Origin of the sequence: Ravibacter arvi (assembly GCF_039540405.1) — a bacterium.
Classification (GTDB): domain Bacteria; phylum Bacteroidota; class Bacteroidia; order Cytophagales; family Spirosomataceae; genus Ravibacter; species Ravibacter arvi.
Genome location: NZ_BAABEY010000001.1, coordinates 263,410 through 278,635, shown reverse-complemented (window position 1 = coordinate 278,635; position 15,226 = coordinate 263,410). Strand labels below are relative to the sequence as shown.

17 protein-coding genes are annotated in these 15,226 nt (G+C 50.7%); 5 read left to right on the top strand and 12 right to left on the bottom strand.

What is annotated here, in order from left to right; all coding sequences use genetic code 11:
* The first annotated feature begins 18 nt into the window (after nucleotides 1-18).
* Nucleotides 19-783, top strand: a complete 765-nt coding sequence (cobA, locus tag ABD852_RS01145) for a uroporphyrinogen-III C-methyltransferase (RefSeq protein WP_345026148.1) — start codon at nucleotides 19-21, stop codon at nucleotides 781-783.
* Here the strand turns inward: cobA and ABD852_RS01140 are convergent.
* The 5 genes from ABD852_RS01140 to ABD852_RS01120 form a co-directional block, all read right to left on the bottom strand.
* A complete protein-coding gene (locus ABD852_RS01140) occupies nucleotides 750-1,190 on the bottom strand; it encodes a DUF3299 domain-containing protein (protein WP_345026147.1) in 441 nt (146 codons plus the stop codon). The genes cobA and ABD852_RS01140 overlap by 34 nt on opposite strands.
* Before the next feature lie 173 nt (nucleotides 1,191-1,363).
* Entirely contained in the window at nucleotides 1,364-1,840 is a 477-nt protein-coding gene (locus ABD852_RS01135) for a DUF3299 domain-containing protein (protein ID WP_345026146.1), read from the bottom strand.
* Between the two features lie 94 nt (nucleotides 1,841-1,934).
* The gene (locus ABD852_RS01130; protein WP_345026145.1) at nucleotides 1,935-2,354 is read right to left on the bottom strand and encodes a hypothetical protein; all 420 of its coding nucleotides are present in this window, start codon (nucleotides 2,352-2,354) and stop codon (nucleotides 1,935-1,937) included.
* Between the two features lie 69 nt (nucleotides 2,355-2,423).
* Nucleotides 2,424-2,762 carry a tRNA-binding protein gene (locus ABD852_RS01125; protein ID WP_345026144.1) on the bottom strand — a complete coding sequence of 113 codons (339 nt, stop codon included), beginning with the start codon at nucleotides 2,760-2,762 and terminating at the stop codon, nucleotides 2,424-2,426.
* 40 nt (nucleotides 2,763-2,802) lie between these two features.
* Nucleotides 2,803-3,270, bottom strand: coding sequence for a PaaI family thioesterase (locus ABD852_RS01120; RefSeq protein ID WP_345026143.1), 468 nt, complete (start codon nucleotides 3,268-3,270; stop codon nucleotides 2,803-2,805).
* 174 nt (nucleotides 3,271-3,444) lie between these two features.
* Here ABD852_RS01120 and ABD852_RS01115 point away from each other — a divergent pair, with 174 nt between their 5' ends.
* The 4 genes from ABD852_RS01115 to ABD852_RS01100 all read left to right on the top strand — a co-directional run bounded on the left by ABD852_RS01115 (nucleotide 3,445) and on the right by ABD852_RS01100 (nucleotide 6,376).
* Nucleotides 3,445-4,242, top strand: a complete 798-nt coding sequence (locus ABD852_RS01115) for a phosphosulfolactate synthase (protein ID WP_345026142.1) — start codon at nucleotides 3,445-3,447, stop codon at nucleotides 4,240-4,242.
* A complete protein-coding gene (locus tag ABD852_RS01110; protein ID WP_345026141.1) occupies nucleotides 4,218-4,880 on the top strand; it encodes a DedA family protein in 663 nt (220 codons plus the stop codon). Before ABD852_RS01115 ends, ABD852_RS01110 begins: the two co-directional genes overlap by 25 nt.
* Nucleotides 4,881-4,945: 65 nt before the next feature.
* On the top strand, nucleotides 4,946-5,566 hold the full coding sequence (locus ABD852_RS01105) for a DUF4159 domain-containing protein (RefSeq protein ID WP_345026256.1): 621 nt from the start codon (nucleotides 4,946-4,948) through the stop codon (nucleotides 5,564-5,566).
* 63 nt (nucleotides 5,567-5,629) lie between these two features.
* Complete coding sequence (locus ABD852_RS01100) at nucleotides 5,630-6,376, top strand: acyl-CoA desaturase (RefSeq protein WP_345026140.1); 747 nt, start codon at nucleotides 5,630-5,632, stop codon at nucleotides 6,374-6,376.
* 373 nt (nucleotides 6,377-6,749) lie between these two features.
* Here the strand turns inward: ABD852_RS01100 and ABD852_RS01095 are convergent, their stop codons facing one another.
* The 7 genes from ABD852_RS01095 to iolG all read right to left on the bottom strand — a co-directional run bounded on the left by ABD852_RS01095 (nucleotide 6,750) and on the right by iolG (nucleotide 15,219).
* Nucleotides 6,750-8,270, bottom strand: a complete 1,521-nt coding sequence (locus tag ABD852_RS01095; RefSeq protein ID WP_345026139.1) for a GH3 auxin-responsive promoter family protein — start codon at nucleotides 8,268-8,270, stop codon at nucleotides 6,750-6,752.
* A gap of 94 nt (nucleotides 8,271-8,364) precedes the next feature.
* Nucleotides 8,365-8,613, bottom strand: a complete 249-nt coding sequence (locus ABD852_RS01090; protein WP_345026138.1) for a GlsB/YeaQ/YmgE family stress response membrane protein — start codon at nucleotides 8,611-8,613, stop codon at nucleotides 8,365-8,367.
* Nucleotides 8,614-8,713: 100 nt separating this feature from the next.
* Complete coding sequence (iolE, locus tag ABD852_RS01085) at nucleotides 8,714-9,601, bottom strand: myo-inosose-2 dehydratase (protein WP_345026137.1); 888 nt, start codon at nucleotides 9,599-9,601, stop codon at nucleotides 8,714-8,716.
* Nucleotides 9,602-9,646: 45 nt separating this feature from the next.
* Entirely contained in the window at nucleotides 9,647-11,509 is a 1,863-nt protein-coding gene (gene iolD / locus ABD852_RS01080) for a 3D-(3,5/4)-trihydroxycyclohexane-1,2-dione acylhydrolase (decyclizing) (protein ID WP_345026136.1), read from the bottom strand.
* Nucleotides 11,510-11,554: 45 nt separating this feature from the next.
* A complete protein-coding gene (locus tag ABD852_RS01075; protein WP_345026135.1) occupies nucleotides 11,555-12,493 on the bottom strand; it encodes a class II fructose-bisphosphate aldolase in 939 nt (312 codons plus the stop codon).
* A gap of 35 nt (nucleotides 12,494-12,528) precedes the next feature.
* Nucleotides 12,529-14,142 carry a sodium/sugar symporter gene (locus tag ABD852_RS01070; RefSeq protein ID WP_345026134.1) on the bottom strand — a complete coding sequence of 538 codons (1,614 nt, stop codon included), beginning with the start codon at nucleotides 14,140-14,142 and terminating at the stop codon, nucleotides 12,529-12,531.
* Between the two features lie 45 nt (nucleotides 14,143-14,187).
* Nucleotides 14,188-15,219: an inositol 2-dehydrogenase gene (gene iolG / locus ABD852_RS01065; RefSeq protein WP_345026133.1), complete on the bottom strand. Its 1,032-nt coding sequence runs from the start codon at nucleotides 15,217-15,219 to the stop codon at nucleotides 14,188-14,190.
* Nucleotides 15,220-15,226: the final 7 nt, after the last annotated feature.

The window sequence follows — 15,226 nt, the reverse complement described above, 5'->3', positions numbered from 1 at the left end:
CAGGGAAAGCAAGACACTATGAAACTCACCCTAATCGGAGCGGGTCCGGGAGATCCGGAGCTAATTACGCTAAAAGCGGTCAAGGCGCTTGGCAGGGCCCGGGTTGTGCTTTACGACGCCCTGGTAACACCCGAAGTGCTGCAGCATTGTGACGATTCCTGTGTCAAAATCCCGGTAGGTAAACGAGGCGGTAAACCCAGCTGCAAACAAGACGAAATTAACCGGCTTATTTTCAAATATGCCACCGAATACGGTGAGGTCGTCCGCTTGAAAGGCGGCGACCCCTTCGTTTTCGGAAGGGGGTATGAAGAAATTGAGTTCGCTGCTTCACTGGGTATTTCCTGTGAGGTAATCCCGGGCATTTCCAGCACTTACGCCGCTCCTGCATTAGCCGGTATCCCCGTAACTTTCCGGGGAAAAAGTGAGAGCTTTTGGGTGATCACCGGGACTACCAGGGACCATGTTCTTTCGTCGGATGTAGCCCTGGCTGCCCGTTCAACCGCTACGGTCATCATATTAATGGGCGTCCACCGCCTGCCTGAAATCGTCGAAACTTACCTGGAGATCGGGAAAGCCGCAGAACCGGTTGCGATTATTCAAAACGGAAGCCTTCCTAACCAGAAGGCCGTCTCAGGTACCATAGATACGATACTGAAAATCGCGCAGGATGCTACCATCGGCGCTCCGGCCGTAATTGTAATCGGCCCGGTAGCCGCTTTCCTCGAAAAACACGGTGACTGGAGCAAGCCTTACTCAGAAACTTCCGCCGCGGTTAACAGGTAGATCATCCTTCCCTGGTCCGTTTCATTCAGCTCCAGCACGCCGTTTAGTGTCCTGATCTCATCGGTTTTGAAGCGCTGTTCCTTGCGCGTGAACACCACCTCCATGAGTGTTTCCGGACCGGCACTTCCGCAAAAGAAGCAGGATGACATGGGATTTTCCGAAATTACGTAAAGGTGGTCCGGCAGACTTACGGGAATCATGTAACCCTTAATAACAATCCGTTTCCCCGCCAGGCGCTTTACCGACGGCCCGAAAGCCGGGATTTTGTAAAAATTTTTCTGACTGACATCAAAGCGCTCCTTAAAGGTCACCTCCTTCAGGTCCCGCCACCCGATCTTCAATACTTCTTCCGAAGCACTACCTATACTCAGCAACACTGCCAGAAACAGTACTAATTTCCCTGTCATTGTGGTGGGATTGGAAGTCGGAAATCGGAAGTCGGAAATCGGAAATCGGAAATCAGAAGTCGGAAATCAGAAGTCGGGGATCGGAAATCAGGGACATGAACCGGACGGAACGGTCTACGCCTCCAGCGCGACGCAGCCGATTTCCGACTTCCGATCTCCGATCTCCAACTCTCCTACTTAACAACTTCTACCGCCGTCAGGATATAGTTAAGATGCTCTACGTCCTCTGCGTTCAATTTTAACACACCCCGCAGGGTGCGGATTTCATCGGTTTTAAAGCGTCTCCCCTTTTTGCGGAAATCAAGCTCAATCAAGGATTCGGGACCCGAACCGCCACAGAAAAAACACTGTGCCATAGGCTTTTCAGAAATTACGTAGAACTCCCCGGTTTCATCCACCGGGATCATATACCCCCGGATGGTCACTACCTTTCCCTCCAGTTGCCGGACTTTGCCGCCGAAAGTGGGGTACATAAAATACATTTCCTCTTTCTGATTGAATTTCCGGTTGTAGGAAACATCGGTAAGCGTTTCCCAGGTAATCGCCGTTTCTCCCTTTTCCACCGGGAAAGAAGAAACAGTGAACCCGTTTAAAACCAGAAAAAAGAAGACTACGCTCAATACACGCACAATTTGCCGGGCTGGTTTCATGTAGGGTGATGTTTTGGGGAAATCGGAAATCGGCGGTCGGAAATCAGAAATCAGCATCGGCAGCCCGATTTCCGACCTCCGATTTCCGATTTCCTTATTCCTTACTCATTGCCAGTAGTTCAATTTTTATCTCTTCGACCGCCGTTTTTGCATTCTTCTGATAGGAAAGCATCGATTCGTCAGTCATTGCGGGAACTGCCTTGTGTTCGTGCTCATGGTTATGCCCGTCCGCTTCATGGTTGTGTTCGAACCCCGGCACCTCGTAAAGGCTCTCTTTCCAGGCGTGAAGCAACTGATGGACCGAGTCGACCCGGACCAGGAGCGCGCTGTCATTTCTGGCTACCGCTTTGCCTTTTGCGGCATCCAGCAGTGTATGCGCTTCATCGTAGATCTCGACGGCCTCGAGGTGGATCTTATTGGCCTCGACCAGCATTTCACCGGGTTGTTTCTTTCCCGAACAGGAACCACTGATCAGGCCCGTAAATAAAATGGCGTACAAAAGCACCTTTTTCATAATCCGACAGTAATAATAATGAACCGCAAATTAGCGCTTTTTATCCGGATCATCCAACCTGGACAGGAGTTAACAGAGCCTGCTTCCATTGGGAAGCGGTCGTTCTACTGCCGTCAGTACGATATCCCCATTTTCATCGGGAAAGCCGGTAACCAGGCATTCCGACATGAAGGAGGCAATTTGTTTCGGCGGGAAATTCACAACGGCAACTACCTGCCGGCCGGCCAGTTCCTCCGGCTGGTAATGCCTGGTAATCTGAGCGCTCGTTTTACGAATCCCGATTTCGGGCCCGAAATCAATCCAGAGCTGGTAGGCGGGTTTCCGTGCTTCCTTGAATACCCGGGCCTCTAATACTGTTCCGACCCTCAGGTCTACTTTTTCAAATTGTGCCCAATCGATGGTTTCCATTTTTTTGAGGGGTGAGATGTGAGATGTGAGGGGTGAGGGGTTATTTGGTGCCTGGGCCGGCTGGCGTGGCTATGGGGGTCAGGATGAGGTTTGAAGCAGACTTGGCAATAATTTTTCCCTGTTGCCCCGTTATTACACATTCGCAATGCACCACGTTTCGCCCTTTTCGCACTACCCGTGACGCCGCCACGAGCCGGGCGCCTACCGGGGCAGGACTCAGGAAATCACAGTTCAGGTTTACCGACGTATGGGCAAATTCATGCCCGAGCAGGTAAACCATAATCCCCATCATTTCATCCATGATCATAGCGGCCACACCACCGTGCAGCACCTGCATCGGATTGGTCATATCCTCCCGCACCACAAATTCTGCCGCCATATGACCGGGTCCCACCTCCTTCAGGCGCCCGTCCAGCCAGCGGGTAACCCCCGCCGGCACTTCTCTGAACGCCAGTTCCGGGTTGTTTTTAAAGTACTCCAGCCTCGGATTCGTTTCCTCAATGTGCATTATTCAAAAATTTTTATTTATTTTCCTTCGTGAGAATCACGCCCGGCCAAAGGGACCGAAAATAGGAATTATCTATGAAAATGTCTTTTACCGGTTCTCAAATTATGCATTTTTTTGGTACGGAGCCGAGGAAACCTTAACTTTGACCGCATATAACGCCCCATGGTATAAAGGATGAATTATCATTTATCGCAAATCCCTGATAGAAATTCAAAACCACGTGAGAGCGGCTTGACCATGATGATGGACAAGGGGCTTAGCATCCGCCAGGTAGAAGACTACCTGTCTGTGGCAGAAAATTACATCGACATTGTAAAATTGGGTTGGGCAACGTCCTATGTTACTCCCAACCTGGAGCAAAAAATAGAGGCTTATCACCAGGCCGGCATACCGGTTTATTTCGGTGGGACGCTTTTTGAAGCATTCATCGTCCGGGATCAGTTCGATGATTACCGGCGTATTCTGGACAAATTCAAGATCTTCCACGCTGAAGTTTCCGATGGTTCCATCGAAATCGAGCATGACGCCAAATGCCATTTCATCCAGGAGCTGTCCAAAGACTTTGTGGTGCTCTCTGAAGTAGGTTCCAAAGACGAAGAGAAAATTATTCCGCCTTATCAATGGATTAAGCTCATGAACGCCGAACTGGCTGCCGGGGCCTGGAAAGTCATCGGCGAAGCGCGTGAGTCAGGTAATGTAGGGCTTTTCAGGGCTTCAGGTGAGGTTCGACAAGGCCTGGTAGACGAAATATTGACCTCCGTCCCCAGCGACAAGATCATCTGGGAAGCTCCTCAGAAATCCCAGCAGGCATGGTTTGTAAAACTGTGCGGGCCCAATGTCAACCTGGGCAACATCGCCCCGGAGGAGCTCATCCCGCTGGAAACCATAAGGCTTGGATTAAGAGGGGACACGTTTTCGCATTTTCTCAATCAAAAAACTAAAATTGAATGGAAATTATCAGCCAGATCCTAGACTTTTTTCTTCATCTGGATCAGCATTTAGCTGCCATCATCGCAGACTACGGCACACTTACCTATGCAATTCTTTTCCTCATCATCTTTGTAGAAACCGGGGTCGTTTTTATGCCCTTCCTCCCCGGCGACTCCCTGCTCTTCGCCGCCGGAATGCTGGCCGCCCAATACCCCGATTCGCTCAATGTGTGGCTGGTAATAGCACTCCTGATCATTGCAGCGATACTCGGCGACACCACCAATTACTTCATCGGCAGGTTCTTTGGAGAAAAAGTACTCCATGTAAAAATATTCGGCAAGAATTTTATCAAGCCCGAACATATTGAAAAAACCCACGGTTTTTACGACAAATACGGCCCGGCCACTATTGTAATCGCCCGATTTGTGCCGATCGTGAGGACGCTCGCTCCCTTTGTAGGCGGTGTCGGCCACATGAATTACCGCATTTTCATTACCTACAACGTCGTCGGCGGGCTGATCTGGGTAATCGGGCTTACGCTGGCAGGCTATTTCCTCGGCAACATCGATATCGTAAGAAATAATTTCGAGAAGGTCATACTGCTTATCATCTTCATATCGGTACTGCCAATGGTCTGGCAGTTTGTCAAAGCCAAGTTTTTTGACACAAAAACAACCTGATCATGCTAAAAATGCCAATCAAGCTGCTGTTTCTGACCTGGGCATTTCTGCAGATCCCGGGCCTGATGACAGAGGCAATTGGCCAATCTAACGGCATCAGGATTGCGAAGCTGAAGTATGGCGGCGGGGGCGACTGGTATGCCAACAAAACCGCGCTTCCTAATCTGATACGCTTCTGCAACGAAAACCTGCGCACGAACATCCGCAGCCAGGAGGAAGTGGTGGAGATCGGAAGCCCGCATCTTTTCAGCTTTCCCTACGTATACATGACCGGCCACGGTAATGTCGTTTTTACAAACCAGGAAGCCTCCAATCTCAGGAACTATCTTCTTGCTGGCGGCTTCCTTCATATCGATGACAACTACGGGCTGGACCCTTTTATACGGAGAGAAATGAAAAAGGTATTTCCGGAGCTTAGCTTTATGGAAATCCCTTTTGATCACGCAGTTTACAGGCAACAGTTCCGCTTCGAGAGCGGCTTGCCGAAAATCCACGAGCACGACAATAAACCCGCCCAGGGTTTCGGCCTTTTCTGGCAGGGACGGCTCGTCTGCTTTTACTCCTATGAGTCTGACCTCGGTAACGGATGGGAGGACGCAAGTGTACACAATGACCCGGAAGAAGTCCGGCAACAGGCGCTCCGGATGGGCGCTAACCTGATTAGTTTTTCTTTTACGAATTTCTGACAGGTGTTAAAAAAACCAGTTAAAATTATTAGATTCGTGCAAATCTGCCTACCGTATTAAGTAATGTACATCGTTTTAGTAGTTTTCATCGTTCACTGGTATCTTTCTCTTTTCTGCCAAACGTTTTTCCTGCACCGCTACTCGGCACATAAAATGTTCACAATGAACAAGTTCTGGGAGCGATTCTTCTATTTCCTGACTTATATTTCGCAAGGCTCGTCGTATTTAAGCCCCCGGGCATATGCGATTCTGCACCGGATGCACCATGCGTTCAGCGATACTGAAAAAGACCCGCATTCCCCCCATCATACCAAAAACGTGTTTACGATGATGTGGGATACCAAAAAAATATACAACGCCGTTTTATCCAGGAAACGGGAGGTCGAACACCGGTTTGAGAGAAATTACCCGGAATGGAACCTGATCGAAAAGCTGGGTGACAGCTGGGTATCCAGAATCGGCTGGGGGCTGCTTTATTTAGCCTTCTATATCCTGGCATTCCTGTACCTGGATATGCATTGGGCATTTTTCTTCCTGCTTCCGATTCACTTCCTGATGGGTCCCATCCACGGTGCTATCGTGAACTGGAGCGGCCACAAGTACGGCTATCAGAACTTTGACAATAAAGACGAGTCAAAAAACTCGCTGATATTCGACTTTCTTATGCTGGGCGAATTGTTTCAGAACAACCACCACAAGCGCCCCAACTCTATCAATTTCGGTCAGAAATGGTTTGAGCTTGACCCCACTTACCCGATCATCCGACTGTTAGATAAACTGAAGGTGATCCAGGTAAAAAAACGGCACTAGGTCGCGTTTTCCTGTCATATAGCCACGAATTCACTAATTTTTATCTTGGTCACGCTGTAAAAATCAGTGAATTCGTGGCTTAATACTTTAGCCGCACGGGATCAATTGACCTCGTGCCCGGGAGGCTACCCTAAAAACAAACTTTGCCCGGCACGACCTGTACCGGGCAAGTTTTCAATACACACCACAAAAAAATGAAAAGAGTATATCGTTATAATCGAATGCTCTAATTCTGATATAACAAAATAACCAGCCTCTTATTAAAATGGAGTTAAAGACAAATTAAAATTTGCTTAATTTCTCAATAAAATATAACAATTCTCTTCTGTCCGGACGGACTCGGCGTGAAACCCTTAATTTTCTCCGGAATTCGTCAAAGCGATTTCAGCTCCAGTAATCCCTCTACATAACTTCGCTCATTGCTCAGCCGGGGTACCTTGTGCTGGCCGCCCAACTGGCCGCGGTTGTTCATCCATTGATAAAACGTACCTTCCGGGACCTGATGAACAATCGGCGGCACCAAAGCGATGTCCTTGTAGCGTTTGGCATCATAATCGGAGTTCACCTCTCTCAGCTTGGCATCCAGCACGCTGCAGAAACGCGAAAAATCGTCGGGCTGCGTCTCAAATTCGAGCACCCACTCATGGCCCCCTTTTCCGGACTCGTCCATAAAGACAGGCGCGGCGGTAAATTCTCTTATTTTCGCATTGGTCTGCAGGCAGGCCTCCGTTATCGATACATCAGCATTTTCCACAATCACTTCTTCTCCAAACGCATTGATGAAATGTTTGGTCCGGCCACTCACCTTTAACCGGAAAGGGTATTTGCTTGTAAATTTAACAGTGTCACCGATCATATAGCGCCAAAGCCCCGCGTTGGTGGACATCAGAAGGGCATAATTGGTGTTCAGCTCCACTTCGTCGAGCGTTAGCGTCTTCGGGTACTTTTTATGCACTTCGCCCATCGGAACAAACTCGTAATAAATGCCATAATCGAGCATCAGCAGCATCTCACCGATCTTCGATAAGTCATCCTGAACGGCAATATATCCCTCGGAAGCATTGTATACTTCCATGTAGTCTACCGATGACGACGGGAAAAATTTTGATTTAAACAGGTCCCGGTAGGGTGCGAACGATACCGCTCCGTGTACAAACACCTGGAAATCCGGCCATATTTCCAACATATTGCCGGCCCTTCGCTTTTCCAGTATACGATCCAGCAAAACGATCGCCCACGTGGGAACGCCCAGCATATTCGTCACGTTTTCCTCGCTGCATACCTCCACCATCCTCGAAATTTTCTCCTCCCATTCATCCAGCAAGGCGATTTCAAGGGGTGGCGTGCGCAAATACTGTGCCCAGGAAGGCAGATTATTCACGATGATAGCCGAAATGTCCCCGGCCTGGGTATCCTTATCATAGGGGTTCGGGTGCAGCGTCCCTCCTATCGAGAGCCCTTTGCCATCAAAGACACTTGTATTCGGGCGATTCTGCACCAGCAGCGTCATCATGTCCTTTCCCCCTTTATAATGACATTCCTCCAGCGATTCGGCCGAAACCGGGATGTACTTGCTGCGCGCGTTGGTTGTACCCGATGATTTGGAAAACCAATCGGCAGAGGAAGGCCACAAAACGTTGGGCTCCCCCTTCAGAACGCGCTCAATAAAAGGGAACAGGTCCTCGTAAGTTGAAACCGGGACCTGCTCCGAAAATTCCTTTGCTGTTTTTATTTGTCCGTAACCGTATCTGATCCCCCATTCGGTAAACCGGGCAGTTTGCAGAAGCTCGTCCAGGACGCCCTGCTGCGTCTCGACGGGGTACTTTTTAAAATGCTCGATGCGCTCAAAGCGCTTCTTCATAAACCAAATGACAATATCATTGATCAGCTTCATTCACGCAATATGGGTTGATGGACAATAGGTACTCGTCCTGGTCGAGGAACAAAAATAACCATTAATCTGAGAGTACCTACGATTTTTACAGCCACTACCCCCTGAAGCGCCGGTAGAGGAACAGGCAAAGTATGGAGCCGAGCACTGCTATCACCAGGCTGCCGAAGTTAAAGCCATCAACACTTCCAACCCCCAATAACGAGCCGATAAAGCCACCGACGATGCCGCCGATTATGCCGATGATGATGGTCACGAAAAAACCGCCCGGATCCTCGCCGGGATGAAGAAACTTTGCAATAGCACCTGCTATCAGGCCGAAAATGATCCAGGACAGAATTCCCATAGCTATTTGGTCGGTTAGGTGAAACTTTTTTTGGTATTAAACTACGAACTTTTTAGCTTAATAAGACAAAAAACTTTTCCCGCCCAACCAAATCGTTAATTCAAATTAACCCGTCCAGAAACTTTTTTGCCATTTGAGCGTATGTCAGCGGGTTCGCCAAAGCCGGGTCCTGCTCGGCTTCAACCACCAGCCAGCCCGAATAGCCCGACTGGCGAAGCACCGAAAACAACCCTTTGAAGTCGATGCATCCTTCGAGATCGCCGGGAACGGTAAACACCCCCTTCCGCACGGCGTCAAGAAAACTCATGGACTCACGCCGCACGCTTTCCAGTACGCCGGGGCGGATATCTTTCAGGTGCACATGTGCGGTCCGCCCCGCAAAACGCCCTAGACACGCTACCGGGTCTTCCCCTGCAAAATAAAAATGCCCGCAATCATAGTTCAAAAAAACATGGTCGGGATGGGTGTCGTTCAGAAAACGCTCCGTTTCTTCGGCAGATTGGATACAAGTCCCCATATGATGATGGAAAGCCAGTTTGAGGCCGCTATCGGCTGCAATTTTCCCAAGCTCATTCATGCCCGACGTAAAGGATTTCCATTCGGCGTTCGTAGCGAGCATTCCCTTCCCGGAGAATACCGGGACGTCGACCCTGCCCTGGCAGCTATTGCCGGTTTCCCCCCCTCCTATCACGGGAGCTCCCATTGTCTTCAGGAAGGACAGGGTTTGACGGAAAGCAGCCACGTTTTCCGCCAATGATTTTGTAGTCAGCTCATAGCTATGCCATTGGTTGCAAATCCGGAGGTTCCTTAGTGCAAGCGCTTTTTTCAGGACCGAAGTATCCCGCGGGAACTTATTCCCCACTTCACACCCTTCAAAACCGGCCAATGCCATTTCACTGATGCATTGCTCGAACGTGTTTTCGGCCCCCAACTCGGGCATATCGTCGTTTGTCCAGTTAATGGGAGCGATCCCCAAAGATACTTTCATCCTGTTCGTGCTTAAGTGTTGGTAAAGTTGAAAGGTAATATCGCTTTAAAGATAAATTTGCTGGGATTTTTTATTCTCCAGATAGGTTTCATAAGCCCGCTGCACGTCGGCATCGTCAGACACCTCGGCTACCGGCACCTCCCACCAGGCATTGTATCCTTTGACAGTCCGGTAAAGGCTGGTTTCGATGTATATCACCGTTGCTTTGTCCGCCGATCTGGCCGCTTCCAAAGCCTGTAGCAACGACGCCCGATCGCTCGCCTTTATCACATTTACCCCCAGGCTTTGCGCATTCAAAGCGAGATCAACGGGGAGCGTTTTGCCGTCAAGCTGCCCGGTTGCGCCCCGGTACCGGTATTGTGTCCCGAAACGTTTACCGCCAATGCTTTCTGAAAGCCCGCCGATGCTGGCAAATCCGTTGTTATTAAGGAGGAGCACCGTAAATCTGATCCCTTCCTGGATCGCCGTGACAAGTTCATGATTGTTCATGAGGTATCCGCCATCCCCGCAGATCACGTACACTTCACTTCCGGGGCTGGCCATTTTCGCCCCTAATCCGGCGGCAATTTCGTAACCCATAGTGGAGTAACCGTATTCCAGGTGGAAGTTCTTCGGCCCGGTGGTCCTCCAAAGCTTATGGAGATCGCCCGGCGCACTGCCAGAAGCATTGATCATAATATCATGGTCATCCATGAAGTCATTCAGCGTACCGATCACGACCGCCTGGTCAATCGGCGGGACCTCCCCGTTCCCTTCGGCATAGATCCTGGTCACCTCACTGTCCCATGCCCTGTTAAATCCTTCCACTTTTTCCCGGTAGGCAGGCGCAACCTCATAGCCCTGCAAAAGCCCGGACAACTCTTCCAGGACCGCGCGGGCATCTCCGACTACCGGAAGCGCGGCGTGCTTGAAAGCATCGAATTCGCTTATGTTTATGTTAACAAACCTTACATCCGGGTTCTGAAAGATCGATTTTGACGCCGTGGTAAAATCACTGTATCGGGTACCGATCCCGATCACGAGGTCCGCCTCATTTGCAAGTTCAATTGCATAACGGGTACCCGTTGCCCCTAGCCCCCCAATGTTATACGGCGCATCGTAGCGGGTCGCGCCTTTGCCGGCAAAAGTTTCCCCTACCGGTATGCCTGTCCGTCCCGCGAAACTGCCCAGTACTTGCGAGGCATCACTGTAAATCACGCCGCCTCCGGCAACAATAACGGGCCTTTTTGACGCCGCAATCCATTCGGCCGCCATTTTTAAAACTGATTGGTCCGCCCTGTTCCGCTGAATTTTCCAGACGCGCCTGCGAAACAACGCTTCCGGGAAATCATAGGCATGGGTCTGCACATCTTGCGGCATAGCCAGCGTCACCGCTCCTGTCTCAGCAGGCGAGGTCAATACCCGCATCACTTCCGGTAACGCATAAATTAACTGTTCCGGCCGGTTAATCCGGTCCCAATACCGGGAAACCGGCTTGAAACAGTCATTCACCGAAAGATCCTGCCCGGCCGGGCTTTCAAGCTGCTGCAGCACCGGGTTCGGGGCGCGGCTTGCAAAAATATCGCCAGGCAGTAATAGCACCGGCAGCCGGTTAATCGTTGCGAGGGCGGCGCCGGTCACCATGTTCGTAGCGCCGGGACCGATTGAAGTAGTACACGCAAAGGCTCCCATACGATTCTTTACCTTGGCGTAAGCCACAGCCGTGTGCACCATAGATTGCTCATTCCTGCACTGGTAGTACTCAAATTCCGGGTATTGTTGCAATGCCTGTCCGAACCCGGCGAGGTTGCCGTGTCCGAAAATCCCGAAGCAGCCACCGAAAAACCTAGCTTCCACGCCATCTCTTTCTACATATTGCTGTTTAAGAAATTCAATGGTAGCTTGTGCCACCGTTAGCCTTCTGGTCATATTTTCCGTGTTTGATTGGAGTAGAAACCCTGGAAAGGCGGAAATTCAGGAAAACTCTGCGGCTTTCCCTTCAGCCCCCAGCAATGCTATTTTTGTACCGATATAGTCCGTGTAAGCTTCCATATATAAGGCCCCGGCGGTGGTGGGTGTGAACTCCTCAGGGCGGTCCCTGAAAAACTCCCGGTTGACCATGGTCCAGAGCAACCGCATGTCAGTGGCAATATTTACCTTGGTAATTCCAAGCGGAATCGCCCGTCGTATCTCCTCGTCCTGAACACCCCTGGCTGCTTCGCCCAACTTGCCGCCTGCCGCGTTGATCCGTTTGATTACACCACTTTGTACATTGCTCCCGCCATGCAGCACCAACGGAAACCCGGGCAGCTTTTCCCCGATTTCTTCCAGGATGTCGAACTGCAATCCTTGCCCGCCCGAAAATTTGTAGGCACCATGGCTGGTTCCTACGGCAATTGCCAAGCTGTCACAACCGGTTTCCCGGACAAAATCGAGAGCCTGTGCCGGGCTGGTGTAAAACGATTTTTCCGCTGATACCAGCAGATCGTCCTCGACACCAGCCAAAATCCCGAGCTCCGCCTCTACGCTTATCCCCTTTTCGTGCGCCATCCGGACTACAGCGGCCGTCCTCTTCACGTTCCGTTCGAAACTGTCATGCGAGGCATCGATCATCACCGAGGTATAACGGCCGCTGCCGATTGCCCCGGTTATATGCGACTCGACGCCGTGATCGAGGTGCAGGGCGAACACTACGTCCGGAAAGGTCCTTTCCGCAGCCTCTACCATAGAAACCAGCATATCAGCCCCCGCATAATCCCTTGCAAACGGGGTGGTCTGTACAATGATGGGAGCTGCCCAATGCTGTGCCGCCCTGAAAAGACCGATCACCTCTTCCATGAAGAAAACATTGACCGCCGGTACCGCATACCGGCCGTAGCACTGGTTCAGTAAGGTTGCTGTTGTTACCTTCATTCTTAATCGTATTTGCTGCAACACGCCTCCTTCCGCTACCAAAAAACTGTATAGAGCCCTGCCAGCACGCCGCAAATCAGCAAAGCCACATAGACAAAACCCGGTGATGTCCTGAACATGGACGGCTCGATTTCGAGGCCTTTCGGGTTGTTTTTGCTTTTCGGGTCCATCAGCGAAAGCACGACGATTATCGCCACCAAAATCAGAAATATGTACCCCATACGGTCCAGGAACGGCACGTTCTCCAGCCAGAATTTAAAGCCTGCGGAAAGCGGAATAGTAAGCAGGGCAGCTACCATAGCCGCCAGGCTGGTGGTTCTTTTCCAAAACATCCCGAGGAAAAAAATCGCGAATACCCCCGGTGTAATAAAGCTGGAATACTCCTGGATAAACTGGTAAGCCTGCTCCAGAACCCGCAATTGAGGCGCAATAACCACTGCAATGGCCATGGCCACCCAAATCGTTATTTTCCCTACGCGCACCAAATGTTTTTCTGAAGCCTTCGGATTAATATATAGCTTATAGATATCCAGCGTAAAAATGGTCGAAATACTGTTTGCCTTGCCTGCAAGCGACGCTACAATAGCTGCCGTCAGCGCCGCAAAGGCCATCCCTTTCAGACCGGCGGGCAACAGGTTTAACAGTACCGGGTAGGCATGATCCGGCTTCACGGTTCCGTGTACATCAAGCATCTCCTGTCCGAAAACCCCTTTCTGGTACAGCACATACGCGGCAATCCCCGGAATAACCACAATAAGCGGTATCAGCAGCTTCAGAAAGGCGGCAAACAGAATCCCTCTCCTGGCCGTTTTCAGGTCCGCCCCCAGCGTCCGCTGGATGATGTATTGATTGCATCCCCAATAATTGAGGTTGTTGATCCACATTGCCCCGACTATCACGGTCAGGCCGGGGAGATCCTTGTAATAAGGATTGTCCCTCGGCAAAATCATATGAAAATGGGTATCTGCTTCGCTCTTCAATGCGCTGAATGCTCCAAGGATATTGGGTTTGTCAAAGAAATCCGCTACCATGTCCAACGCCAGGTAGGTGGTCGCCAACCCGCCCAGCACCAGCACTACCACCTGCACTACGTCGGTATACCCGATCACTTTCATACCTCCGACCGTAATGACTACCGCGAAAACAGCCAGCCCTGCAATGGCCCATGTGAAGTCGATGCCGGCAGTTACCTGCAAGGCAAGCGCTCCCAGGTACAAAATCGACGTCAGGTTGACAAATACATAAAGCAGCAGCCAGAAAATAGCCATGATGGTAGCCACCACCGGGTTATAGCGCTGCCGCAGAAACTGCGGCATGGTAAGTATGTTGTTTTTCAGGTAGATGGGCACGAAAAACCACGCCACTACAATAAGTGCTGCTGCCGACATCCATTCGTACGAAGAGATGGCAAGTCCCATCGCAAAACCCGAACCCGACATACCGATAAAATGCTCGGCAGAAATATTTGAAGCAATCAGCGAAGCACCGATCGCCCAGTAGGTCAGGGCACCTTCGGCCAGGAAGTAGTCGGCAGAAGTGGTCTCGCCTTTCGACTTTCTCTTGTAAATCCAATACCCGTAACCGGAGATACCAATGAAATACAAGAAGAATACAATCAAATCCGGAGTTTCCAATCCTGTCTGCTTCATTCCGTTTTAAGTTAATAGGCTCGGGGTAACTAAACTTTTCCGGGATCAGGGAGTTTCTGCTTTTTGCTCCAATACGGCCAGCACCTCATTCATGGCTACGGGCCTTCCTTCGGCGAGCGAAATGCCGGCAGCCTTCCCGATTGCGGTTGCCATTAGCCCGTCATGGGCATCCACGGTACTGGAAGCACCTGTTTCGACGCAGGTCAGGAATTCTTTCAGGCAAGCCCTGAAAGCCTTTTCGTACCTTTCCAGGAAGAAATAGAGGGGAAGCGCCCCGGAGACACCGTCTTTCCCGGAAAATACCACGTCATTCTCATGGCGGTTTTCAGCCCTCGCCATTCCTTCCGAACCGAAAATTTCCAGCCGCTGATCGTAGCCGTACACCGCCTTCCGGCTGTTGTCAATTACGCCGATCGCCCCGTTCTCAAAAGTCAGAACCGTCACTGCGGTGTCTACATCATCGAACTTAGCGATTTCGGGGTTAATCAGTGCCCCGCCCTTCACATATACTTCGGTTACCTCGCTTCCGACAATGAAACGCGCCATATCAAAGTCATGGATCGTCATGTCCAGGAAAATGCCACCCGATACCTCCAGGTATTCCAGCGGCGGCGGCGCCGGATCGCGGCTCGTGATTTTCAAAAGGTGCGGCTCACCTATTTTGCCGGACGCTACCAGCGCTTTTACCCGCGCAAAATTATCGTCAAAACGGCGGTTGAAGCCTACCATGAGATTGACACCGTTCTGAGCCACCACCTGCCGGGCCTCAGCGATGGCCTTCAGGTCTACATCCAACGGCTTTTCGCAAAAGATATGCTTCCCGTTTTCAGCAGCCAGCTTCACGTACGGGATATGAAACGGGGTGGGAGCGCAAATAATTACAGCCTCCACTTCAGGGTGCATAAGCACTTCCCTGGCATCAAATACGATCCGGTCCACACCCAGCTTCCGGGCAAAATCATGAGACTCTTCAAGGGGGTCAGAAACAATTACAACCTCCGTTTCGGTAAAATACTGAATCAAATTGCCGAGGTGTATCTTGCCGACACGGCCCAGGCCTACCAAGCCGATTTTCATAATGCGA

Coding starts and splice junctions, on each gene's coding strand:
- ABD852_RS01105 (WP_345026256.1), top strand. CDS start 4,946: ATGACAGAGGCAATTGGCCAATCTAACGGCATCAGGATTGCGAAGCTG.
- ABD852_RS01100 (WP_345026140.1), top strand. CDS start 5,630: ATGTACATCGTTTTAGTAGTTTTCATCGTTCACTGGTATCTTTCTCTT.
- ABD852_RS01090 (WP_345026138.1), bottom strand. CDS start 8,613: ATGGGAATTCTGTCCTGGATCATTTTCGGCCTGATAGCAGGTGCTATT.
- iolD (WP_345026136.1), bottom strand. CDS start 11,509: ATGACCAGAAGGCTAACGGTGGCACAAGCTACCATTGAATTTCTTAAA.
- ABD852_RS01120 (WP_345026143.1), bottom strand. CDS start 3,270: ATGCACATTGAGGAAACGAATCCGAGGCTGGAGTACTTTAAAAACAAC.
- ABD852_RS01140 (WP_345026147.1), bottom strand. CDS start 1,190: ATGACAGGGAAATTAGTACTGTTTCTGGCAGTGTTGCTGAGTATAGGT.
- ABD852_RS01110 (WP_345026141.1), top strand. CDS start 4,218: ATGGAAATTATCAGCCAGATCCTAGACTTTTTTCTTCATCTGGATCAG.
- ABD852_RS01075 (WP_345026135.1), bottom strand. CDS start 12,493: ATGAAGGTAACAACAGCAACCTTACTGAACCAGTGCTACGGCCGGTAT.
- ABD852_RS01130 (WP_345026145.1), bottom strand. CDS start 2,354: ATGAAAAAGGTGCTTTTGTACGCCATTTTATTTACGGGCCTGATCAGT.
- iolG (WP_345026133.1), bottom strand. CDS start 15,219: ATGAAAATCGGCTTGGTAGGCCTGGGCCGTGTCGGCAAGATACACCTC.
- ABD852_RS01070 (WP_345026134.1), bottom strand. CDS start 14,142: ATGAAGCAGACAGGATTGGAAACTCCGGATTTGATTGTATTCTTCTTG.
- ABD852_RS01125 (WP_345026144.1), bottom strand. CDS start 2,762: ATGGAAACCATCGATTGGGCACAATTTGAAAAAGTAGACCTGAGGGTC.
- cobA (WP_345026148.1), top strand. CDS start 19: ATGAAACTCACCCTAATCGGAGCGGGTCCGGGAGATCCGGAGCTAATT.
- iolE (WP_345026137.1), bottom strand. CDS start 9,601: ATGAAAGTATCTTTGGGGATCGCTCCCATTAACTGGACAAACGACGAT.
- ABD852_RS01115 (WP_345026142.1), top strand. CDS start 3,445: ATGAATTATCATTTATCGCAAATCCCTGATAGAAATTCAAAACCACGT.
- ABD852_RS01135 (WP_345026146.1), bottom strand. CDS start 1,840: ATGAAACCAGCCCGGCAAATTGTGCGTGTATTGAGCGTAGTCTTCTTT.
- ABD852_RS01095 (WP_345026139.1), bottom strand. CDS start 8,270: ATGAAGCTGATCAATGATATTGTCATTTGGTTTATGAAGAAGCGCTTT.